Raw genomic sequence first — 21,148 nt, 5'->3', positions numbered from 1 at the left:
GCCGGGGCAACAGCACATTCGTATCGGCTCCCCCGAATATGTCGCTGCGGCTGTAGGTTGACTGCAGCCTTGCCATACTGGGACTGACAGAACTGGAGGTTCAATCGTGCGCGTTGCACTCGCTCAAGTCATCACCGGACGGGACCTGGCTGACAATCTGCGGCTTCTGGAAGAGTACGCCCGCCGCGCCAAGGATGGCGGCGCGGAGCTTGTTGTTTTCCCCGAAGCAATGATGCGCGCGTTCGGTAACTCCCTGCTGGATATCGCCGAACCTCTTGACGGCCCCTGGGCAAGCGGGGTGCGCGAGCTCGCCAACGAATTGCAGCTGGTGATCGTGGCCGGCATGTTCACGCCCGGCTCCGCTTCGGATTCCGGCGGGCGCCGCGTGCGGAACACTCTCATGGTCACAGGCCCCGGCGTGGAGACCAGCTACGACAAGATCCACCTCTTCGACGCGTTCGGCTTCGCGGAGTCGGACACGGTTGAGGCGGGAACACACCCAGTGACGTTCGACGTCGGCGGCGTCACCTTTGGTTTGGCCACCTGCTACGACATCCGTTTCCCGGCACTGTTCACAGCCAACGCGTTGCGTGGTGCCGTGGTGAACATCGTGGCGGCATCGTGGGGAGCCGGACCGGGCAAGGCCGATCAATGGCAGCTCCTGTCCCGCGCCCGGGCGGTGGACACCACCACGTTCGTGCTTGCCTGTGGCCAAGGAGATCCTGCTACGCAAGGTGTTGAGGTCAAGGGTGCCGCGCCAACGGGAGTGGGGTACTCCGCCGTCGTGTCCCCCTTCGGGCAAGTCCTGGAAGCCCTCGACGGCGAACCTGGGCTCCTCTTCGCCGACCTCGACCCCGCCGTCGTGGAAGAAGCCCGCCAGAAGCTCCCGGTCCTGGCCAACCGCCGCGACTTCTGACGTTCTCTCACATCCTGCGGCTTCTGGGCGGATCTTCTCTCACATCCGGATACCTTCTGGCCGATGCTCTCTCACATCCGCCCAAAGGGTGACCGGTCCGCCCGCGCCAGGTACCGACGTCGTGCTCCTTTCCTGAAGAACAGCAAACGCTCCCCCACGATGACGACGTGAGAGAGCGCTTGCCGAAAACGGTCAGGAAGTGAACGAGCATCCGTAAAAAACGCGCGGGATGTGAACGAGCATCCGTAAAAAAGCCGCGGGATGTGAACGAGCATCCGTAAAAAACCCGCGGGATGTGAGAGAGGATCCAAAGGCGGCGCAAGCGGCATCCGGAAGCGTGCGTCAAAGCGACGAAGGAGCAGCACGCGGAGGATGGCGCTTGCGCCGCCTCGCTGACTCGCTTGCGGCGCCTCGGGGACTAGCTGGCGCGCTGCCTCGACACCTCGTACAGCGAGATACCCACAGCCATGGATGCGTTGAGCGACTCCATGGCGGAGTCGATCGGGATCGAGACGATCTGGTCGCAGTTTTCGCGGACGAGCCGGCTCAGGCCCTTGCCTTCTGAGCCGACCACGATGCAAACGGGCTCGGTGGCTACCGTGAGGTCGGGCAGTGAGACGTCGCCGTCGCCGTCCAGTCCGAGCACATAGATGCCCATGTTCTTGAACTGCTTGAGGGCGTTGTTCAGGTTGGACGCGCGGGCCACGGGTACGCGGACTGCTGCGCCGGCACTGGTCTTCCATGCCGATGCCGTGACGCCGACGGACCGGCGCTCGGGGACGATGACTCCGTGGCCACTGAACGCGGAGACTGAGCGGATAATCGCGCCGAGGTTGCGGGGATCGGTGATGCCGTCGAGGGCAACGAAGATCGGGGCGTTGGAGATGTGCCCCTTCTTCCACTTGGCGATGGTGGTCTCGGCGAGGTCGTAAGCGTCTTCGTACTCGTACGGCGGGATCTGCAGGACCAGGCCCTGGTGGACGGCGTCCTCGGTCATGCGGTCCAGTTCGGGCTTGCCGGTTTCGAGGAGCGGGATACCGCGTTCGGCTGCAAGCTTGAGGGACTCCTTGACGCGGTCATCCATTTCGATGCGGATGGCGACGTGCAGGGCCTTGGCAGGGATGCCGGCGCGCAGCGCTTCCACGACCGAGTTGCGGCCGGTGACCAGCTCTTCAGTTGCGCGACCCTTGGGGCCGGAGCGGGCGCCGGTACCCGGGCGTGCCGGACCGCGTTTGGCGGCCGAACGCTCGGAAAGCTGCTTGTTCTTGTACGCCTTGTGGTAGGTCCGTTCCTCGGCCTTGGGGGTGGGCCCCTTGCCTTCGAGGGCCTTGCGACCGTGGCCTCCGGTACCCGTGGAGGGGCCCTTCTTGCTCTTGCGGATTGCACCCGGGCGACCGTGGTTGGCCATTCTGTCCACCTTGCTTGAAATTAATGAGTCTGCATTCCAGTCTACTGACCCAATGCAATTCGGCGGTGGCGTCGGTTTGTCAGTCGCGTTTCAGGCTCCAGGTAGCGCCTTCCGCACCATCTTCGACGACGACCCCGGCGGCCGCGAGCGTGTCGCGGATGGCGTCGGACGCGGCCCAGTCCTTGTGTGCTCTGGCGGCGGCGCGGGCCTCGAGTTGTGCTTCCACCAAAATCTCCAGGGCCGCATGTTCGCGGCTTTGCACGGCCTCCGGGCGCTTCACGGAATCCAGGCCAAGGACATTTGTCATGGCGTGGACGCTGGAGAGGGCGTCCTTGACGGCGTCCAGGTCGCCGGCGGCCAAGGCCGTGTTGCCAGCCCGAACAGTCTCGTGCAGGACACCCAGCGCCTGAGGGACATTGAGGTCGTCGTCCATAGCGGCCACGAAGGCGGTGGGCATCGCGGCCTGGGCACCCTCGGTGTAGCTCGTCGGCTCACTGACCTGCTGCCCCACCTTCGCGGCGGCCTTGGCAATGAAGCCATCAATGCGTTCGACGGCGGCGGCTGCTTCCTGCAGTGACGTAGGCCGATAGTCCAGTACGGACCGGTAGTGCGCCTGCCCGAGGTAATAGCGAACCACCCGGGGCGAGGCCAACTCAAGCATTTCCGCAGGACTCACCGTGTTGCCGATGGACTTGGACATCTTTTCGCCCTCGTAGGTCACCATGCCGTTGTGCATCCAGAAATTGGCGAATTCGTCGCCTGCAGCCTGGGACTGGGCCATCTCGTTCTCGTGATGCGGGAATCGGAGGTCCAGTCCCCCACCATGGATGTCGAAGCGCGTGCCCAGGTATTTGGTGACCATGGCGGAGCATTCGAGGTGCCATCCGGGTCGTCCCGCTCCCCAAGGGGATTCCCATTTGGCGGTGACGGGTTCGCCGTCCTTGTAACCCTTCCACAGCGCGAAGTCGCGCGCATCGCGCTTGCCGCGGGGGTCGGCGTCGGGCGCTCCCTGCATGTCATCAATGTTCTGCCGCGTCAGCGAACCGTACTTGCTCCAGGAGCGGACGTCGAAATAGACGTCTCCCGAGTCGTCCAGTGCGGGGTAGGCATGGCCGCGGTCGATCAGCCGCTGGATCAGCGCGTGCATTTCCGGAATGTGCCCGGTGGCACGGGGCTCGTACGTCGGCCGCTGGACGCCGAGGGATTCGTAGGCGTTCTCGAATTCCTGCTCATAGCGGTAAGCCAAAGCCCACCACTCCTCGTCTTTCCGCGCCGTCGGCTCGGCAGCCCACTCGGGGCCGAAGGATTGCTCGGACTTGGCCAGGATTTTGTCGTCGATGTCCGTGACGTTGCGGACTACTGTGACGCGAAGGCCACGGAATTCGAGCCAGCGCGTCAGCTGATCAAACGCGATTGCCGACCTGACGTGCCCAACGTGCGGCATGCCCTGGACAGTAGCCCCGCAGTAGTACACGCTGGCCTTGCCCTGTTCGAGGGGAACGAAGTCGCGGACTTCGGCGGAGGCGGTGTCATAGAAGCGCAGGGTCACCGCTCCAGATTAGCCGATGACGCGGCGTGACCTGCCTACTTGCAGTACTCGCCGATTTTGTTGAAATGCACGGTCAGCTGTTGTTGCTGTTCCTGAGTGGTTGCTCCCAGCGAGGAAGCGGCGGCTTTGTCCATGATGGCGGCCATCTCCTTGATGGGATCGCCGATTTCCGGAGCCAGCTTGTCCGCGATCTCGTGATAGTGGGCAGCGATCTGCTTGGACTGCTGCTGTTGGTTGCCGTCGGGCTTGAAGGTGTCGTTGTTGAGGAACTCGCAACTGGCCTTCACATCCATCTTCGGCGTCCCTGCACAGCCGCCGAGCAGGAGCGCAGCAGCCACGCTCGCGGACAAGAGTAGGGCGGAACGCACGACGCCGGAACGCACCTTAGTCATTCAGCCCACCTTCAGTGGAACCGGGCTGGGTTTCTCCTTGGACGGGGTAGACGAGGGCGGTGGCAATTGCAGAAATTCCTTCACCGCGGCCAGTAAATCCCAAACCATCGCTGGTGGTGGCTGTGACGCTGACTGGTGCGTTCGCGGCTTCGGTCAGGATCCTTTGGGATTCTTCGCGGCGGGGGCCGAACTTGGGGCGGTTGGCTACGAATTGGACGGCGACATTGCCGATCTCGAACCCTGCGGCCCTGACTATCCGCGCAGCCTCACCGAGGAGCTTTACCCCGGAGGCACCGGCGAACTCGGGGCGGTCAGTGCCGAAATGGGTGCCAAGGTCACCAATTCCACACGCGGAAAACAGGGCGTCGGCAGCCGCATGGGCGACGCAATCGCCGTCGGAATGTCCTGACAGCCCCTGCTCGCCTTCCCAAAAGAGGCCACCCAACCAGAGCGGCTGGGGATCGTCCTCCGGTGCGAATGCGTGCACGTCGACGCCGATTCCGGTACGAGGCAGGACCGAGTGTCCGGGAAGGCCTGCAGCTTGCGGAGCCGCCATCAGCCTTCCACCCAGCGCATTCCGAGAGGGCCCTCCAAGAGGCCTTCGGCAATGATGAGATCCAGGGGCGTAGTGATCTTCAGCGACTGGCTGGCCCCGCGGACTGCGTGGACCGGAACGCCCAGAAGCTCAACCAGCATGGCGTCATCCGTGACTGCGGCGGCCTGCTTGTCATCAAAGAGCTCGGCAGCGTCGTGCGCGCGGCGCAACGTTGCGAGGTCGAAGCCCTGCGGCGTCTGAACTGCCCTGAGCTGTTCCCGGGGTGCTGTTCCCGTGACAACTTCCGGGGCGATGCCGGAGTCCGAAGCACTGGTCTGGGCCACGGTCTTGATGGTGTCCACCACAGGCATGGCCGGAATGACGGCCTTGGCGCCGGAGGCCAAAGCATCGGCTACGCGCTGGAATACGCGCTCGGGGGTCAGTGCGCGGGCTGCGTCATGGACGAGCACGGCTTCGGTGCCGTCTTCCAAAGCAGCCAAAGCAGCGCGGACGGAGTCAGCACGGGTGGACCCGCCGTCGACGACGGTTATTTCAGGGCCACCATCTACCAGTTCAACGGTGAACCCGGCAATCAGTTGGCGGAGTTCCGCATCCCCCTTGGGCACTGCAACGCAGATCTGGCGCGCAACATCGGCAGCGACAACGCCACGAAGGGCGTGCATCAGGATGGTTTCACCACCGAGAGGAACTTTGGCTTTGGGCATGCCGTAGCCGAGGCGCTCGCCCGAGCCGGCAGCCACCACGATCACCGCCGTAACAGCGCGTTTGGAAGGAATACTCATGCGCCCAAGGTTATGCGGAATGTGCATGGAAAACCCACATGCCGGGTAATTCCGCTGCTGCGGTTACTTTGCGGCAAAAAGAAACCCGGCGGCGCTTTCGCACCACCGGGTATCAATTCTTAGGAAGCCAAGACCTCGTCAAGAACGCTTGCTGCCTTCTCTTCGTCCGTCTTCTCAGCCAGGGCCAGTTCTGAAATCAGAATCTGCCGCGCCTTGGCCAGCATGCGCTTCTCACCTGCGGAAAGGCCGCGATCATGATCACGACGCCAAAGATCGCGAACGACCTCCGCCACCTTGATGACATCGCCCGAAGCAAGCTTCTCCAGGTTTGCCTTGTAACGACGTGACCAGTTGGTAGGCTCCTCAGTGAACTCGGCGCGGAGAACGTCAAATACGTGCTCCAAGCCTTCTTTGCCCACTACGTCCCTGACCCCAACAAGGTCAACGTTCTCTGCTGGAACTTCAATGGTCAGATCACCCTGAGCCACCTTGAGCTTGAGATACATCTTCTCTTCGCCCTTGATGGTGCGCATCTTGATTTCCTCAATTTTTGCTGCACCGTGGTGAGGGTAAACTACTGTCTCGCCGACCTCAAAAACCATGTGGACTTTCCCCTTTCCCGCAGACTAGTCTATCACGATTAAGGCATACGACTGGCACCCGACGGGGCCTCCAGCCGCGCCAATAAAGGGAAATAGGCCCCAAACGAGCTCACGATACCCCTTGACGTGAGCCCCGAAAGATGCTTCACGGAAGCAAGCTGCGCGTCGGATCTTCCCGGTCGCGTTCGCCACAATGCCTTCTCGAATCCTTATTTCGGCCGCTTTGCCGATAGGCTATGGCTGAAAAGTGTTCCAATGACTCTTGAGGAGTAGGTGTCGTGCGCATTACTGCGATGAACCCTGTCCAGCGCGGCAAGCTGGCAATTGCGGCGGCTGCAATCGGCGTCGGTCTTCTGTCCGTTACCGGCTGCGGCTTCGTCAACGCCCAGCAGACTTCCCACCAGTACTCAGCATCGGACGGGATCAGAGCAGATCTCGGCCAGCTGCAGTTGCGCAACATGCTGATCGTCGCCTCCGGCGAGAACCAGCCCGGCCGCGTGATCGGCGCAGTGTTCAACAAGTCCAACTCGGATGCAACCCTGACCATCAGTGGTGCAAATGGGGCCCAGACGGAGATTCCCGTTAAGGCGAACTCGGAGACGTACCTGAATAGCGAATCCGACGCTGCGGTCCTTAGCTCCGCCGGCACCAAGCCCGGTGGACTGAGCCCGGTAACCATTCGCAGCGGTTCGGACACCGCAAAAATCAACGTTCCCGTAGTTGATGGCACGCTCCCTGAGTACAAGGAATACTTGCCCTCCTCGAGCGCCTCGGCAACTCCGTCTTCGACTTCCACGGCAACGTCGACTGCAACGCCGACCGCCACCGAATCTGCAGCTGCCGGCCACTAGCAGGCTGGCTACAAGCAAAGACAACAAGGAAGGGTTCCGCTTCGGCGGAACCCTTCCTTGTTGTTGTCTTGACAGTCTGCTGGCTAAATGCCGACTGACTTAGCTTTACGGCTCGAACTTGTAGCCCAGTCCACGCACCGTCACCAGGTACCTCGGAACGGACGGATCCGGCTCAATCTTGCTGCGCAGGCGCTTTACGTGGACATCAAGGGTCTTGGTATCGCCTACGTAGTCTGAACCCCACACGCGGTCGATCAGCTGGCCCCGGGTGAGCACACGCCCGGAATTGCGGAGCAGCATTTCAAGGAGTTCAAATTCCTTCAACGGCAGTGATACCTGTTCGCCGTTTACGCTCACCACGTGGCGCTCAATATCCATGCGGACGGGTCCGGCCTGCACGGTGGAGGTGATCAGCTCTTCGGGTTCACCCTGCCTGCGGAGCACTGCACGCACCCGCGCTACGAGTTCGCGTGAGGAGTACGGCTTGGTGACGTAATCGTCTGCACCCAGCTCCAGGCCAACCACTTTGTCGATCTCCGAGTCCTTGGCGGTCAGCATGATCACCGGCACGCTGGAACGCTGGCGCAGTTGACGGCACACCTCCGTGCCCGGCGTTCCAGGCAGCTGGAGATCCAGCAGGACGAGGTCGGCCCCATTCCGGTCGAATTCCACCAAGGCGTCGGTGCCGTTATCCACTACCTCGACGTCGAAACCCTCTTTGCCCAAAAGGTAGGACAGGGGGTCGCTGAAGGACTCTTCGTCCTCCACTATCAAAATCCTGCTCAAGCGCTGGCTCCTTGCTCTTGGGCGCCGCCGGCGCCCCTTGTTGATTCCCGTAATGCGGTTGATTCGCGTGATGCGGTTAATTCGCGTGATGCGGTTGCTGAGTCGCGTGGTGGGTTTCGACGGCGGCACCCCCCGCTGGTAGCTCCGGGGACTCAGCAGTGGACGCAGCATGAGCCGGGAGGCCGGCGTCGTCGTCCTGGCCTTCCATCTCGGGCAAGCGGATGGTGAACGTTGAGCCTTGACCAGGCTGGGACCACACGGTGACCTCGCCACCATGGTTGGACACAACATGCTTAACGATGCTGAGGCCGAGGCCGGTGCCGCCGGTGTGCCGGGAGCGTGCAGCGTCCACCCGGTAGAAGCGTTCGAAGACGCGTTCCTGGTCCTCCGGGGTGAGGCCCTCGCCCTGGTCCGTGACTGAAATAGCCACGACCCCCTCCCGCGTCCGGACTCCAACGCCCACCCGGGTGTTCTCCGGCGAGTAGCGGATGGCGTTGTCGATCAGGTTGCGCAGGGCGGTGACCAGCAGGTCCCTGTCACCGAACACCAGGGAATCTGAATGGCCACCCACCAGGATCTGGATATTCTTGCTCTCGGCCGGGAGCTGCGAGCGGTCCACTGCCTCGGTAATCACAGTGTTGATGTCCACCGTGTGGCCCTGTTGGGCAACATTTGCACCCTGAAGACGGGAAAGCTCAATGATGTCCTGGACCAGCGCGGCGAGGCGTCCGGATTCTTTATGCATGCGTTTGGCGAAGCGGCGAACTGCTTCCTCATCGTCAGGCGAGGCTTCCAGGGCCTCAGCCAACAGCGAAATAGCACCCACCGGCGTCTTGAGTTCGTGGGAAACGTTGGCCACGAAGTCGTTGCGGATCTCCTCCGTGCGGGTGATCTCGGTACGGTCGTCGGCCAGGAGCACGATGTACTCCCAACCCAACATGGCTGCCCGCACTTGGACCACGATGGTGCCCTTGCCGAGCGGGCCGCGGGGAAGTTCGTACTGCTGCTCCAGGATCACGCCATCGCGACGGACCTTTGCGGTCATGTCCAGGAGCTGCTTGTGAACCACTGTGTGGCCGCGGACCAGTCCGTAGGCGTACGCTGCCGGACTCGCGCGGACCACGCCATCGATCGCATCGACCACCACAAACGCGCGGCCGACGACGGCAAGCACCTCCGCTGCACCTTCCGGAAGCAGTGGCTCGGTAACGTCCAGGTCCACGATCCTGCGCTGCCGCTCGCTGATCCTGAAAGCGAGCATGCCAAAGACGCCCAGTGACAGGCCAACCAAGCCTGCAACGACACCTATAAGCAACGGATCCACGTGTCCAGCTTATGCTCTTGAATCTCGCCAAAGTGTTGATCCGGTGCCAAACGGGGGCGGTTCAACTAACGTTCATCTAAAGGTGCGCAACCGTTCACTGGCTCCTGACACAGTTACTGGTTGGACTGCCAATGGTATTTGAAATCCGCACCCCACCATAGGACGGGATTTCCAAGGAAAGGACGCCTTAGTGCGCAAGGTTTTTCAGGAGGAGCTCACCCAGGTCGGTGACGACCTCGTCGAGATTTCCAAACTGGTTCACGAAGCAATCACGAAGGCCACTACGGCCTTCGAAGGCGCCGACGTCGATCTTGCCCAGGACGTCATCGCTGCAGACGCACGCATCGACTTCCTGCAGAACAGCCTCGACGAACGTGCCATCGACATCCTGGCATTGCAGGGTCCCGTTGCCAGCGACCTCCGCATGATTGTTGGTTCGCTCCGCATGAGCGCATCGCTGGAGCGGATGGGTGACCTCGCCCGACACGTAGCGCAGCTGGCCCGCCTCCGCTACCCCGCCACCGTCATCCCGGCGTTGCTGACCCAGACCTTCAAAGCGATGGCCCAGCACGACATCGACATCACGGCCAAGGTCATCGAACTCCTCCAGACCCGCAACCTCGAGGTGGCCCGCGACATCCTCAAGATCAACATCGCCGTGGACGACCTCCACCTCAGCGTCTTCAAGGCGATCGCCTCCCCTGACTGGAACGAGACTGCTTCCACCACCGTGGATGTGGCCCTGGCCAGCCGCTACTTCGAGCGCTTCGCCGACCACGGCGTCTCCGTTGCCCGCAAGGTCACGTACCTGGTGACCGGCGAATGGCAGCCTGAGGGTTTCTAGCAGCTTCCCTGCAACGTAAACAGCGACGGCGGCCGGTCACCTAAGGTGACCGGCCGCCGTCGTCGATTAAAACCGCTTCGTAGCTGGTGCCGCGGGCGAGCTGCGTCCAAGGGAGGAACGACCGAGCAGCCGCCGCGGCAGTAGCGGAGAACCTACTTCTTGCCCTGGTTGGCTACAGCCAGAATCGCATCTGCCGCAGCCTCGGGGTCCAGGTACGTGCCGCCCGGGTTGATCGGCTGGAAGTCCTCGTCCAGTTCGTAGACCAGCGGGATGCCCGTGGGGATGTTCAATCCTGCAATGGCGTCATCGCTGATGCCATCAAGGTGCTTGACCAGGGCGCGCAGGGAGTTGCCGTGCGCGGTGACCAGGACGGTCTTGCCAGCCTTGAGGTCTTCCTTGATGTCCGATTCCCAGTACGGGAGGAGGCGGACAAGGACGTCCTTGAGGCATTCGGTGCGCGGAAGGGCGTCACCGAGGTCCTTGTAGCGGACGTCGTGTGCCTGCGAGAATTCGCTGTCGTCGGACAGGGGCGGCGGCGGGGTGTCGTAGCTGCGGCGCCATTCCATGAACTGCTCTTCGCCGAACTCGGCGAGGGTCTGGGCCTTGTCCTTGCCCTGCAGCGCACCATAGTGGCGCTCGTTGAGTCGCCAGTCGCGCTTGACGGGGATCCAGCCGCGGTCGGCCTTGTCCAGTGCCATGTTGGCAGTGTTGATGGCCCGCTTCAGGAGCGAGGTGTAGAGGATGTCCGGGAGGATGTTGTTCTCAACCAGGAGTTCCCCACCGCGCACTGCTTCTTCGCGGCCTTGGTCGTTCAGGTCTACGTCCACCCAGCCGGTGAACAGGTTCTTGGCGTTCCAGTCGCTGTGGCCGTGGCGCAGCAGAATCAGCTTGTAAGTCATGGTTTTCATCCTAGCCGAGGGGTCCTGTGCCTTGCCGGGCGTTACGTTTCTCAACGCGAGGTCACTTATGGCCCATTAGACGGCTCCGAACGGGCCATAAGTGACCCCGCGTTGCAGGATAAAGTGGGGACCGTGGTGCAAAAAGCGGAACGGGTCAGTACTTCCCGAAGTCGAAGTGGGAAGCCTGTTGGCAACGTCACCCGCGGCACCACCAATCCCAACCGTATGCGCCGCCTCGATCGGTGGCTCGCCGGTCCGCAGGCGTGGCGGCTCCGCGCCGCCGTCGACCCTTTGGTTGTGGACCTGGGCTATGGCGCCTCGCCGGCTACCGCCGTCGAACTTTTTGAGCGTCTTCAGGCCGTCCGCTCGGATGTGCGCGTCTGCGGGATCGAGATCGAGCCTGACAGGGTGCGAACCGCTAAGGTGCTTGAACGTCCCGGGCTCAGCTTCCACGTGGGTGGTTTCGAACTGCCGGTTCCCGGTGACCCCATAGTTGTGCGGGCCTTCAACGTGCTCCGTCAGTATGAGGAAGCCGACGTGGCCGGGATCTGGCGGCTGGTTCAATCCCGTTTGGCTCCGGGCGGCCTGTTCATTGATGGCACCTGCGATGAGATCGGTCGGTGCGTCACGTGGGTGGCACTGGATCCGGCAGGGCCCCGGAGCCTCAGTTTCTCAGTGCGGTTTGGCAATTTCGAGCTGCCGTCGGAAGTGGCCGAGAGGCTGCCTAAGGCCCTTATCCACCGCAATGTGCCTGGCGAACCCATCCATACATTCCTGCAGGCCATGGACAAGGCCTGGCTGGAAGCGGCGCCGCTGGCATCGTTCGGCAACCGGCAGCGCTGGACAGGAATGTGCCGCTTACTGCGCGACGCCGGATGGCCGCTTCAGCATGGTCCGTCGCGGTGGCGCCTGGGTGAAGTTACGGTGGACTGGGACGCGGTTGCGCCGAGGGCTGTTTACCAGGGGCCGTAAGGACCGACGTTGCGGTTGCCGCCGCTGCCTGCTTCCCGGACTGCTGGACGGACGTCCGCAAGGTACACACAGGAAGCCGTCACCGCGGCGATGCCGAACAGGCCGAGGCCGCTTCCACCGCTCAACAGGGTCAGCGCGCCGATGGCAAAGGCAACGCCGGTAAGGGCCAACCAGAACGTCTTGGTGCGCTTGGATGCGGCCACGAACAGCGTGGGCCGGTGGCGCAGGCAATCCACAAAAGCCCACAGTTCAAGGACAACGGCCACCAAGCCAAGGATGAAGTAGACCGCGTTGGTGACAATCGCGATCAAGAATTTTCCGTCCACGCCCCTTAGCCTAACTGTCCAGCGACTTCAGTGCTTGCTCAAGGTCGGACCAGAGATCTTCCACGTTCTCGATCCCGACGCTCAAACGGACCAGGTTCTCCGGCACACTGACCGGCTCAGCTGCGTGCCGGCGTCGACGTTCGATCAGCGACTCAACCCCGCCCAAGGATGTCGCCGGGAGCCAGAGCTGAAGCGCACGGACCAAGTCGTCGGCCGCTTCGGCGCCGCTGCGGGCATCGTCTCCGGCGATCTGGATGCAGAGGATGGAACCGAAGCCCTTCATCTGGTCCTTGGCGCGCTCATGCCCCGGATCCGCGGGTAGGCCCGGATAGCGGATGGACTCGACCCTCGGATGGGTGCTGAGGCGCTCGGCCAGCACTGCCGCGGATGCTTGCGAACGTTCGATCCGCAGCGCAAGCGTGCGGAGTCCCCGGAGCGCCAGCCATGCTTCGAACGGGCCGGCGATGCCGCCGTGGATGATGCGGTGGTGAAGGAGCGTGGCCCGCAGTTCCGGGTTGGAAGTCACCAAGGCGCCCAGGACGACGTCGGAATGGCCCGCCAGGTATTTGGTCACCGAGTGAAGCACGACGTCGGAGCCCAGGCTAAGCGGCTGCTGCACCAACGGCGTGGAGAAAGTATTGTCCGTGACCACGATCGCGCCCACAGCGTGGGCGGCGTCGGTGAGCGCCCGGACATCGGCAATTCCGAGCATGGGGTTGGTGGGGCTTTCCAGCCAGAGCAGGTCCGCGGCTTTGCCATCTGCCGGGCTGATCAAGGCCTTCACTGCGTCCGTGTCCGTAATGTCCACAATCCGGAGGTCCAGGAAGCCCTTCTCCGCAAGTTCGGTCGCCATGACCAACGAGCCCGAGTAGCTGTGTGATGGCATGACAACAACGCCACCGGCAGGTACCAAGGAGAGGGCCGAGCTGACGGCAGCAAGCCCGGATGCATAGAGCAAGCCGGGCAGGGCAGCGCCTTCCAGCTTGCCCAGGGCGTCCTCGAACGGGTCCCAGGTGGGGTTGGCGTAGCGCCCATAGCCACGATCGCCGTCGCCAAGAGAACCAGTTCCAAAGTATGTGGAGGACAGGACGATGGGCGGATTCACCGGTTCATCGTGTTTACGCTCGGGGCGGCCCGCAGCCACCACAACGGTTTCCGGGGACAAATCGGCAGCACGCTGATCGGAAAGGCTCATGGTTTCAGGGTAGTCGTGGGCGAGCCTGTGGATGAAAGCCGTTACGGTTTGCCCCTGATCGGTAGGCTAGACAAGTGAGTATTCAGAGCCCCGGTCTTTTCATCGCGTTCGAAGGCGGAGATGGAGCCGGCAAGTCCACCCAGGCTGCCCGGCTCTGCGACGCCCTCGAATCACGGGGCCTGTCCGTGGTGCGCACCCGCGAACCGGGCGGGACTCCCATTGGAGAAAAGCTGCGCTCCCTTGTCCTGGACCATGGCCACGGCACCATCGATGCCCGCACGGAGGCCCTGATGTTCGCCGCGGCGCGTGCAGCGCACGCCAGCCAGGTGATCCGCCCGGCGCTTGCAGCAGGGCGGGTGGTCATCACGGACCGCTACATTGATTCGTCTGTTGCCTATCAAGGTGCTGGCCGTGGGCTTGGAGCAGAGGGTGTGTTGTCCCTTAACGAATGGGCCACGGAAGGCCTGCATCCGGACCTGACTGTACTGCTCGACGTCGAGCCCTCCGACGGCCGCGAACGCCGCACCGCCGGCGCGGCTGCTGAGGATCGTTTGGAATCCGAACCCGACGCGTTCCATGCCACCATCCGCCATGCCTTCCTCGACCTCGCAGCCGCTGCTCCCTCGGGTTACCTGGTGCTGCCGGCCAAGTCCGACATTGCCTCGCTGGCGGCGCAGATCCTTGAACGGGTGGAGGCCTTGCTGGCTGAGCGCGGGCTGGGCGAACGCGTTTCAGGGAACCACCTGTGAGCGTTTGGGACGACCTCCAAGGCCAGGCGCCGGTGGTTGCCCAGCTGAAGCAGGCAGCCCAGGGCGAATCCGGCCTCACTCACGCCTGGCTCTTTACCGGCCCTCCGGGCTCGGGCCGTTCCAATGCTGCCAAGGCTTTCGCTGCCGCGCTGAACTGCGAGCAGGACGACGTCACTTTGCGGGGCTGCGGCGAGTGCGCCGCATGCCACACGATCCTCGGCGAGACCCATTCTGATGTCACGTTCGTGCGGACCGAAAAGGTCACCATCACCATTGACGAGGCCCGCGAACTTGTTTCAAAGGCTGGTGACCGCCCCGCCACTGGCCGTTGGCGGATCATCATCGTTGAGGACGCGGACCGCATGGCGGAACGAACCACCAACGTCCTGTTGAAGGCCATCGAAGAACCAACTCCGCGTACCATTTGGATGCTGTGCGCCCCATCGCCCGCAGACGTATTGGTCACCATCCGTTCGCGCTGCCGTCCCGTTAGTCTGCGCCTTCCGCCAGCCTCCGACGTCGCCGCACTGCTCGTGAGGCGCGACGGCATTGATCCCGAACTCGCGGACCGGGCAGCGCGTGCCGCCCAAGGCCACATCGGGATTGCCCGCCGCCTGGCCCGGGATGCGGACGCCCGCGAACGCCGTCTCGAAACGGTTCGCATCCCGCTTGGGCTCCGTGGGGTTACGGCAGCGGTGATGATGGCGGAGAAGCTCGTCAAAATCGCCACCGATGAAGCCAACAGCTCCAATGATGAGCGCGACGCCGCCGAAAAAATCGCGCTCCTGGCAAGCCTTGGTGCACCGGAGTCGGGCACACTGCCACCGTCCATGCGAAGCCAGGTGAGGCAGCTTGAGGACGACCAAAAGCGCCGTGCCAAGCGCTCCATCACGGACTCGCTGGACCGCACGCTGACAGATCTGTTGTCCTTCTACCGGGACGTCCTGATCATCCAATTGGGGAACGCCGTAGAGCTGGTCAACGTTGAGCTCAAGAGCGATCTTGAAGAATACGCCGCCCGCTCCACCCCGGAAGCGACCCTCGCCCGGATGGACGCGATCAACAAGGCCCGTGTCCGCATTACCACCACCAACGTTGCACCGCTGTTGGCGGTCGAGTCCATGGCGACGAGCCTCATCCAGCAATAGGAGAATCCATGAAGTCCGCACCTCGCCGGCCCGCCGGTACCCCCTCAAGGGACCGGTCTGTCCAGCCTGCTGCGGCCGGGGGTGGCCGGCGGGGTTTCGCGGCCCTCTGTTTGGCCCTTGCTTCCGTGCTGGTGCTCAGTGCCTGCTCCTTGCCGTTCCTTCCAACACCAACTGCGAAGCCGAGCACCAGCACCGTCGACCCGTCCATTGCAGCGTCCGCGCCTAAAGGCCTCGAAAAGTACTACTCACAGTCCGTGAAATGGAGCTCGTGTGAGGACGGCTTCCAGTGTGCTGAGGTCAAGGTTCCCTTGGATTACGGCAATCCGGACTCCGCCGAGATCACGCTGTCCGCCATTAAATTGCCCAGCACTGGCACCAAGAAGGGCTCCATCCTGGTCAATCCCGGAGGTCCGGGCGGCTCGGGTGTCGATTTCGTCAAGGACGCGGGAAACACCCACTTCACCGAAAAACTCCGCGGCAACTTCGACATGGTGGGCTTCGACCCCCGCGGCGTAAAGCGGTCTGCTCCGGTCACGTGCCTGTCAGACGCAGAACGCGATGCCGCCCGCGCGAAAGTATTCCGGGAGGACACTGACGAGGGCCTGGCCGCCGCTTTGGCCTTCAACAAGTCCCTGGCTGAGAAGTGCGTAGAGAAGACCGGACCCGTCCTGGAGCACATTGATACCGTCAGTGCTGCCAAGGACCTGGACGTCCTGCGTGCCGTTGTCAACGATGCCAAGCTCAATTACCTTGGCTATTCCTACGGCACTTTCCTCGGCTCCACGTACGCGTCGCTGTTCCCAGAGAACGTCGGGCACCTGGTATTGGACGGTGCCGTTGATCCGTCCATCAGCAATGAGGAACTGACTGCGGGGCAGGCAAAAGCCTTTGAAAAGGCCCTCCGCACGTACGTTGACGACTGCCTTGGTCAAAAGGACTGCCCCCTCAGTGGGTCCGTTGACAACGGGGTCCAGGAAATCAGGGATCTCATCAACGCAGTGGACCAGAACCCCCAAACAGCCAAGGACGGGAGGCTCGTGACCGGGACCGAGTTCGTCAACGGGCTCTTCCTCCCGCTCTACGACAACCAAAGCTGGCCCGCGTTAACCCAGGCTCTGGACAGTGCCTTCTCCGGTGACGTCTCCCAGATGATGCGCATTGCCGATCTCGGCGCGGACCGCGAGGCCAATGGTACTTACAGTTCAAACTCCGCATTCGCGTTCCAGGCCATCAACTGCCTCGACTACCCGATGGTCACCGATACCGCCGGGATGAGGGCCGAGGAAGCCCGGCTCAAGCAGGAATCTCCAACTTTCGGCGCATTCTTCGCCTACGGCGGGGTCACCTGCAAGGACTGGCCGTACAAAAACACCCGCACACCTGCCCCGGTGGACTACAAGGGCTCCGCCCCTATCGTCGTTATCGGCACCACTGGAGACCCGGCCACTCCCCTCGAGTGGGCACAGTCCCTACGCAAACAGCTTGAAAACGCCGCGCTGGTCACATGGGAAGGCGAGGGCCACACAGCCTACGGTCGCTCGAACTCGTGCGTCAGCACCGCCGTCGACGATTACTTTGTTGACGGCAAACTGCCGCAGGACGGGCTCCAGTGCTAGGTCCGCGTTGACCTAAGCCGTGCCGTTAGAGGTGCCTGGCTTCGCGTTTCTCCAGCAGGAGCGGGAGCTGCTTGATGGAATCCACGACGACGGTGGCCCCCGCTGCGCGGAGCGTCGCCTCCGAATGGGAGCCCGTAAGGACGCCGGCGATCAGCGATGCGCCCGAGCGGACTCCTGAGAGCATGTCTGAGCTGGTGTCTCCGATCACGGCGACCTCACGGACATCGTCCAAGTCCAAGGCGAGCAACGCCGTCAGGATCATGTCCGGGTAGGGCCGGCCCCGTCCGGCATCTGCCGGGCACAAGCTGAGGTCAGCCAAGCCCATCCACCCCAGTGATTCGAGGACCATGTTCTGCGTGTGGCGGCCAAAGCCTGTGGCGAGGCAAACCTGCATGCCGGACTCCCGCATCCAGATAATGGCGTCCTCCGCGCCTGGAATCGCGCGGATACCACCATCTTCAATCAACTCGTCGTAAGCCTTCTCGAAGACCTTGTTTGCGCTCTCGGCCACTGTGGGGTCGCCAAAAAGGTCCCCGAAGACGGCCATTTTCGAAAAGCCCATGGTGTCGCGCGCGTAGCCGAGCATGCTCTCGAAGCGGCTGCTGCCGGGTTCTACGCCGTGCTCGGCCAAGGCACGGGACAGGGCCCGCTCCGTGCGCCCCTCGTCAGTAATGGTTGTCCCCACCATGTCCACCACAGCCAGCCGCAGCCGGGTGGGAGTGTTGTTGGTGTCCCTGGTCATTGCATCCGCGGTCATAGAGCGGCTCCTTCGGCTGGTTTCCGTGGCTGGATGTAACCGGCCATCGTTGATTTCCCAGCCTCCGGCGGCGGAGAGAAGGCCGCCTGAACCCGGCCCGACGTGCAGGTGAACATCCCCGCAACGGCCGCCACCGCCCTCGTTTTGACCCGGGCGCGGTGCCTCTATTACAGTTATGTCTTGCGTGATCGCCCGGGAAACCGGTGATGAACGCGGTGCTTCCTTAGCTCAGTCGGTAGAGCGTTTCACTCGTAATGAAAAGGTCATCAGTTCGATTCTGATAGGAAGCTCGGTTGAGAACCCCTGGAAATCAAAGGATTTCCGGGGGTTCTCGTTATTTTCGCTGGCGACACCCGTATTAGTGCGCGCCACACCAACGGGCTGACGCCCCCGAAATCCAAGCGTCCTCAGCCCGTTTCCGGGTCCTCAGGGAATTTGCGTGTCATCAGCCAAGCACACTCCGACTGTCAGATGCCTACGCAACGGTTTGTGGCAGCGTGTGGACCGGCACAAACCCCTTCCATTGGGTGGCGCGCTCATAGGCCTGGGCGATCGCGAGCACTGTGGCATCGGCGTGTTCCGGTCCCATAATGTGCAGGCCAACGGGCTGCCCGTTGACGAAGCCGCAGGGAATACTAACCCCCGGTATGCCGGTCAGGTTTGCAGCTGACAGCATGCGAAGGGCTGCGGATAGGGAACCCTCGTCTGGAGAGCCTGTGAGTTCAGAGGACATCGCCTGGGCCAAGGGGGCGATCGCCGGAAGGGTAGGTGACACCACTGCCTGCACCCCGGCCCGTGCCATGGCCCGCGGCAAAAACGACCGGAGGTGCTCCCTAACCTGCCACGCGAGATGAATGTCCTCCTCCGAAGCCAGTGCACCTGTTTCGATCATGATGCGCGTGGCGGGCAAGTATCGTTCCGCCGCGCTTCCCAGCCTGGCGCGGTGATGCTGGGCAGCTTCGGAAAGAGAGATTGCCACGCTGGCATGCAGCGCCAGGTCAAGCTCGGGAAGCGGAAGTTCCACGACCTCGAATTTAAGGTCCCTGAGTATGCCCAAAGCTCCTTCCACAGCCTCCCTGACTTCCGCCGTAACTCCCCATTCCGACCACATTCTGCGATCAACCCCAAGCCTGACCGGGGCAGTAGCGTCCCGGATTTGCGCTGACACGAGTCCCCCCAGCAGGGCGGTCCCGTGTGGTTCCACCATGCCGTCCAGCAGCGCGACGCAGTCTTCGACGCTCCGGGCAATAGGTCCCACTTGGTCCATGGTGTGGCTTACGTGAAGGATGCCGGAGGAAGACACGACGCCGTTGCTTGGCTTCAGCCCTACCAGACCATTGACGGCAGCCGGGTTTCGGACGGAGCCACCGGTGTCGGTTCCCAGCGCTCCGGGAATGGATCCCACAGCCACGGCTACGCCCGACCCAACGGATGAGCCGCCTGCATATCGGTCAGGATCCCAAGGGTTTCGTGACGGTGGAGTTCCTTGTCCGAAAGCGAACTCGTGTGTTTGAAGCTTTCCGAGGATCACGGCTCCGTTGCCACGGAGTCGCCGTACCACTCCGGCGTCGTCCAGGGCGATATTCCCGCGGAGGCTTTCGGAGCCGGCCTCCGTCGGCATTCCCCGGACGTCGATGACGTCCTTCACTCCAAGGGGAATCCCGTGAAGGCTGCCTGCGAACTGGCCTCCGACGGCCAGGTGATCGGCGATGCGGGCCGCTTCACGCGCGCCGCGTTCGTCTATATGCGCCCAGGCTTGGGCATACTCCTCCGTGGCCCGGGCACGGTCCAGAACAGAGTCGAGCAGTTCAACTGCCGATAAATGGCGGCCACGGATGAGTACTGCTGCTTCCGCGATGCCGAGCTCCCATGCTTCGGTCAAGGATTCGCCTCCCGTTTTGCGCCAGTCTCCTTTTCCAGAAGAATTTGCTGTTCAAAGGCAGCCTTCAAGGAATCCATCCCGGTCCGGAAGTCGCGGTACGCGCTCTCCAGCGCTGGAAGGTCCTGCTGGGCAATTGAAGATCCAACCAGATCACGGAGGATGGCCAGATGGTGACTGCTTAGCGGGAGCGCCCTCTTGAAAGGCCCACTCATCGGTGGGCCTCCGGGGTGAGCTGCCCATTGCGGACCACGCTGACGCCGTCCACCAGGACAACGCGTACATCGCGGAAATCCTCGGCATTGGCGACAACTACATCTCCGGCTCTCCCGGCCTCAAGACGCCCACTTCCGGGCGCGATACCCGGGACGAGGTCAGCCACAGCCGAGGTGGCCATGGCAACGGCACCAGCCAAGGAACGATGTCCACGCGCCGCGATGTCCTGGACGGCAGAAATTAGCTCGTCATGATCGCCGTCGTGTCCATAATCGGTCCCGATGACTGAGATCAGTCCGGGCTCCTGAAGCAGCAAGTCCCAGTGCTCACGCGTCTTAATCGTTCGCCTGCGGTGCAGAAGGTCAAACACCGAAGCCTCGGCAGGCCAACCCATTTTGTTGCCCAGGACAGCCAGTTCGTGGGCCTCGGCCGGCGTGTGGGAAGGGTGGTTCGCGTGGGCAGCGATGAGCGTGGCTCCAGTTCCCTCAAGTTCGACCATCAATTCCCTTAAGACGCTGGCAGTGGCTGATGCGCTGTGGACGATGGCCGGAACGCCAAACTTTGATGCTGCGCGGACGCCCTCCCGGATCCCTTCTATGGCGGGGACAAATGATGGCATCACCGTGTCCCTGACGAGCTTGGCCAATTGGGTAGCTGTGAAGGCATCCGCCAGTCCTGCGTCCCTGGCCGCCCCGGCCAGCTCGGCCGGATCGAAGGCACGGATATCGATAAACCTGCCCAGGACTGCTTCTTTTATGCGACGGGCTTGATCGATACTGACTCGAATGCCGGAGGATTTTTGGATGGCTGCCGGGATGTAGACGAGGTCTTGCCCACCCCCACCCAAAGTTTGGCCACCGCCCAGCTCCCCGATGGCGATAGCACCGTCGTCGAGCATCCCCTCAACGGTGAGTTCCCCCGCCTCCGTGGTAAGACCCTTCCCGTCCGCCAATTCAGCGGCCCGCAAGCAATGTGGCAAATGCGTCGTCGCTCCGCGAACGTGCACGGCATGCCGCTTGTCGGCTTCGCGGACATCGTCCATCGAAGCGAAACCACACAGGCTAAGGACAGTGGTGGTTCCGGCTAGAAGGTGCCTGTCGAGATTCGCCATCCATCGCTCGGCGGGCAGTGCCGCTGCCGCACTCGGGAACAGCGGGCCGGGCGTCACTCCGTGGGTGTGGATATTGATGAGACCTGGCATGACGACGCAGCCGGACGCGTCGATGACATCGCCGTCAAATGCTTGTCCTGCATCCCAGCGGCGGAGCACATCTGCAATCCGGCCATCACGGATGACTACTGCTCCGCCGTCGATGACTGTCTCGCCGGAGGCCGTAATGACCGTGCCCCCGCGAATGAGCGTAGACATTTCCGCCCCTCT

At 62.7% G+C, this 21,148-nt stretch carries 21 protein-coding genes and 1 tRNA gene; 8 read left to right on the top strand and 14 right to left on the bottom strand.

Annotation, left to right across the window (positions count from 1 at the left end; all coding sequences use genetic code 11):
- The first annotated feature begins 106 nt into the window (after positions 1-106).
- Positions 107-916, top strand: coding sequence for a carbon-nitrogen hydrolase family protein (locus tag VUN82_04455; GenBank protein ID XAS73109.1), 810 nt, complete (start codon positions 107-109; stop codon positions 914-916).
- Between the two features lie 418 nt (positions 917-1,334).
- Here the strand turns inward: VUN82_04455 and rlmB are convergent, their stop codons facing one another.
- From rlmB to VUN82_04425, 6 genes are all read right to left on the bottom strand, one after another.
- A complete protein-coding gene (gene rlmB, locus VUN82_04450; GenBank protein XAS73108.1) occupies positions 1,335-2,324 on the bottom strand; it encodes a 23S rRNA (guanosine(2251)-2'-O)-methyltransferase RlmB in 990 nt (329 codons plus the stop codon).
- A 79-nt stretch (positions 2,325-2,403) separates the two neighbouring features.
- Complete coding sequence (cysS, locus tag VUN82_04445) at positions 2,404-3,873, bottom strand: cysteine--tRNA ligase (protein ID XAS73107.1); 1,470 nt, start codon at positions 3,871-3,873, stop codon at positions 2,404-2,406.
- 35 nt (positions 3,874-3,908) lie between these two features.
- On the bottom strand, positions 3,909-4,265 hold the full coding sequence (locus tag VUN82_04440) for a hypothetical protein (protein XAS73106.1): 357 nt from the start codon (positions 4,263-4,265) through the stop codon (positions 3,909-3,911).
- Positions 4,258-4,821: a 2-C-methyl-D-erythritol 2,4-cyclodiphosphate synthase gene (gene ispF / locus VUN82_04435; GenBank protein ID XAS73105.1), complete on the bottom strand. Its 564-nt coding sequence runs from the start codon at positions 4,819-4,821 to the stop codon at positions 4,258-4,260. Before ispF ends, VUN82_04440 begins: the two co-directional genes overlap by 8 nt.
- Positions 4,821-5,603: a 2-C-methyl-D-erythritol 4-phosphate cytidylyltransferase gene (gene ispD, locus VUN82_04430; protein ID XAS73104.1), complete on the bottom strand. Its 783-nt coding sequence runs from the start codon at positions 5,601-5,603 to the stop codon at positions 4,821-4,823. The genes ispF and ispD overlap by 1 nt, the downstream gene beginning before the upstream one ends.
- Before the next feature lie 119 nt (positions 5,604-5,722).
- On the bottom strand, positions 5,723-6,205 hold the full coding sequence (locus VUN82_04425; GenBank protein XAS73103.1) for a CarD family transcriptional regulator: 483 nt from the start codon (positions 6,203-6,205) through the stop codon (positions 5,723-5,725).
- 293 nt (positions 6,206-6,498) lie between these two features.
- On the opposite strand from VUN82_04425, the gene VUN82_04420 reads away from it, so the two are divergent.
- The gene (locus VUN82_04420) at positions 6,499-7,056 is read left to right on the top strand and encodes a hypothetical protein (GenBank protein ID XAS74605.1); all 558 of its coding nucleotides are present in this window, start codon (positions 6,499-6,501) and stop codon (positions 7,054-7,056) included.
- Between the two features lie 105 nt (positions 7,057-7,161).
- Here the strand turns inward: VUN82_04420 and VUN82_04415 are convergent, their stop codons facing one another.
- Together VUN82_04415 and VUN82_04410 are read right to left on the bottom strand one after the other, a co-directional pair.
- The gene (locus tag VUN82_04415; protein ID XAS73102.1) at positions 7,162-7,842 is read right to left on the bottom strand and encodes a response regulator transcription factor; all 681 of its coding nucleotides are present in this window, start codon (positions 7,840-7,842) and stop codon (positions 7,162-7,164) included.
- A gap of 76 nt (positions 7,843-7,918) precedes the next feature.
- The gene (locus VUN82_04410; GenBank protein ID XAS74604.1) at positions 7,919-9,157 is read right to left on the bottom strand and encodes an ATP-binding protein; all 1,239 of its coding nucleotides are present in this window, start codon (positions 9,155-9,157) and stop codon (positions 7,919-7,921) included.
- Positions 9,158-9,356: 199 nt separating this feature from the next.
- Here VUN82_04410 and phoU point away from each other — a divergent pair, with 199 nt between their 5' ends.
- A complete protein-coding gene (gene phoU / locus VUN82_04405; protein ID XAS73101.1) occupies positions 9,357-10,010 on the top strand; it encodes a phosphate signaling complex protein PhoU in 654 nt (217 codons plus the stop codon).
- Positions 10,011-10,162: 152 nt separating this feature from the next.
- Here phoU and VUN82_04400 read toward each other — a convergent pair whose 3' ends face one another.
- Complete coding sequence (locus VUN82_04400; GenBank protein XAS73100.1) at positions 10,163-10,909, bottom strand: phosphoglyceromutase; 747 nt, start codon at positions 10,907-10,909, stop codon at positions 10,163-10,165.
- A gap of 132 nt (positions 10,910-11,041) precedes the next feature.
- Between VUN82_04400 and VUN82_04395 the strand changes: the two genes are divergently transcribed.
- Complete coding sequence (locus VUN82_04395; protein ID XAS73099.1) at positions 11,042-11,881, top strand: class I SAM-dependent methyltransferase; 840 nt, start codon at positions 11,042-11,044, stop codon at positions 11,879-11,881.
- Here the strand turns inward: VUN82_04395 and VUN82_04390 are convergent.
- Together VUN82_04390 and VUN82_04385 are read right to left on the bottom strand one after the other, a co-directional pair.
- Positions 11,866-12,207: a DUF2516 family protein gene (locus VUN82_04390; protein ID XAS73098.1), complete on the bottom strand. Its 342-nt coding sequence runs from the start codon at positions 12,205-12,207 to the stop codon at positions 11,866-11,868. The two genes, VUN82_04395 and VUN82_04390, sit on opposite strands and share 16 nt — an antisense overlap.
- A gap of 10 nt (positions 12,208-12,217) precedes the next feature.
- Positions 12,218-13,402, bottom strand: coding sequence for an aminotransferase class I/II-fold pyridoxal phosphate-dependent enzyme (locus VUN82_04385; GenBank protein ID XAS73097.1), 1,185 nt, complete (start codon positions 13,400-13,402; stop codon positions 12,218-12,220).
- A gap of 74 nt (positions 13,403-13,476) precedes the next feature.
- On the opposite strand from VUN82_04385, the gene tmk reads away from it, so the two are divergent.
- The 3 genes from tmk to VUN82_04370 are packed head-to-tail and all read left to right on the top strand — an operon-like array spanning position 13,477 to position 16,915.
- The gene (gene tmk / locus VUN82_04380) at positions 13,477-14,151 is read left to right on the top strand and encodes a dTMP kinase (protein XAS73096.1); all 675 of its coding nucleotides are present in this window, start codon (positions 13,477-13,479) and stop codon (positions 14,149-14,151) included.
- Positions 14,148-15,299, top strand: coding sequence for a DNA polymerase III subunit delta' (locus VUN82_04375; GenBank protein XAS73095.1), 1,152 nt, complete (start codon positions 14,148-14,150; stop codon positions 15,297-15,299). The genes tmk and VUN82_04375 overlap by 4 nt, the downstream gene beginning before the upstream one ends.
- 8 nt (positions 15,300-15,307) lie before the next feature.
- On the top strand, positions 15,308-16,915 hold the full coding sequence (locus VUN82_04370) for an alpha/beta hydrolase (protein ID XAS73094.1): 1,608 nt from the start codon (positions 15,308-15,310) through the stop codon (positions 16,913-16,915).
- Between the two features lie 25 nt (positions 16,916-16,940).
- On the opposite strand, the gene VUN82_04365 is transcribed toward VUN82_04370, so the two are convergent.
- Positions 16,941-17,672 (bottom strand): HAD family hydrolase, encoded by a 732-nt coding sequence (locus VUN82_04365; GenBank protein XAS73093.1) that lies wholly within the window; start codon positions 17,670-17,672, stop codon positions 16,941-16,943.
- A 217-nt stretch (positions 17,673-17,889) separates the two neighbouring features.
- Here VUN82_04365 and VUN82_04360 point away from each other — a divergent pair.
- A tRNA-Thr gene (locus VUN82_04360) sits at positions 17,890-17,962 on the top strand.
- Positions 17,963-18,147: 185 nt separating this feature from the next.
- On the opposite strand, the gene VUN82_04355 is transcribed toward VUN82_04360, so the two are convergent.
- Together VUN82_04355 and VUN82_04350 are read right to left on the bottom strand one after the other, a co-directional pair.
- A complete protein-coding gene (locus tag VUN82_04355; protein XAS73092.1) occupies positions 18,148-19,554 on the bottom strand; it encodes an amidase in 1,407 nt (468 codons plus the stop codon).
- A gap of 208 nt (positions 19,555-19,762) precedes the next feature.
- On the bottom strand, positions 19,763-21,136 hold the full coding sequence (locus tag VUN82_04350; protein ID XAS73091.1) for an amidohydrolase family protein: 1,374 nt from the start codon (positions 21,134-21,136) through the stop codon (positions 19,763-19,765).
- Between the last annotated feature and the right edge of the window lie 12 nt (positions 21,137-21,148).

Source organism: Micrococcaceae bacterium Sec5.1 (assembly GCA_039636795.1).
Classification (GTDB): Bacteria; Actinomycetota; Actinomycetes; order Actinomycetales; family Micrococcaceae; genus Arthrobacter.
The sequence above is the reverse complement of the archived record's forward strand: the minus strand, read 5'-3'. Positions and strand labels throughout refer to the sequence as shown.

Excerpts from the sequence above, each read along its gene's own strand:
- rlmB (XAS73108.1), bottom strand. The coding sequence starts at position 2,324 with ATGGCCAACCACGGTCGCCCGGGTGCAATCCGCAAGAGCAAGAAGGGC.
- VUN82_04385 (XAS73097.1), bottom strand. The coding sequence starts at position 13,402 with ATGAGCCTTTCCGATCAGCGTGCTGCCGATTTGTCCCCGGAAACCGTT.
- ispD (XAS73104.1), bottom strand. The coding sequence starts at position 5,603 with ATGAGTATTCCTTCCAAACGCGCTGTTACGGCGGTGATCGTGGTGGCT.
- VUN82_04400 (XAS73100.1), bottom strand. The coding sequence starts at position 10,909 with ATGACTTACAAGCTGATTCTGCTGCGCCACGGCCACAGCGACTGGAAC.
- VUN82_04365 (XAS73093.1), bottom strand. The coding sequence starts at position 17,672 with ATGACCGCGGATGCAATGACCAGGGACACCAACAACACTCCCACCCGG.
- VUN82_04425 (XAS73103.1), bottom strand. The coding sequence starts at position 6,205 with ATGGTTTTTGAGGTCGGCGAGACAGTAGTTTACCCTCACCACGGTGCA.
- VUN82_04440 (XAS73106.1), bottom strand. The coding sequence starts at position 4,265 with ATGACTAAGGTGCGTTCCGGCGTCGTGCGTTCCGCCCTACTCTTGTCC.
- ispF (XAS73105.1), bottom strand. The coding sequence starts at position 4,821 with ATGGCGGCTCCGCAAGCTGCAGGCCTTCCCGGACACTCGGTCCTGCCT.
- VUN82_04370 (XAS73094.1), top strand. The coding sequence starts at position 15,308 with ATGAAGTCCGCACCTCGCCGGCCCGCCGGTACCCCCTCAAGGGACCGG.
- VUN82_04420 (XAS74605.1), top strand. The coding sequence starts at position 6,499 with ATGAACCCTGTCCAGCGCGGCAAGCTGGCAATTGCGGCGGCTGCAATC.
- VUN82_04350 (XAS73091.1), bottom strand. The coding sequence starts at position 21,136 with ATGTCTACGCTCATTCGCGGGGGCACGGTCATTACGGCCTCCGGCGAG.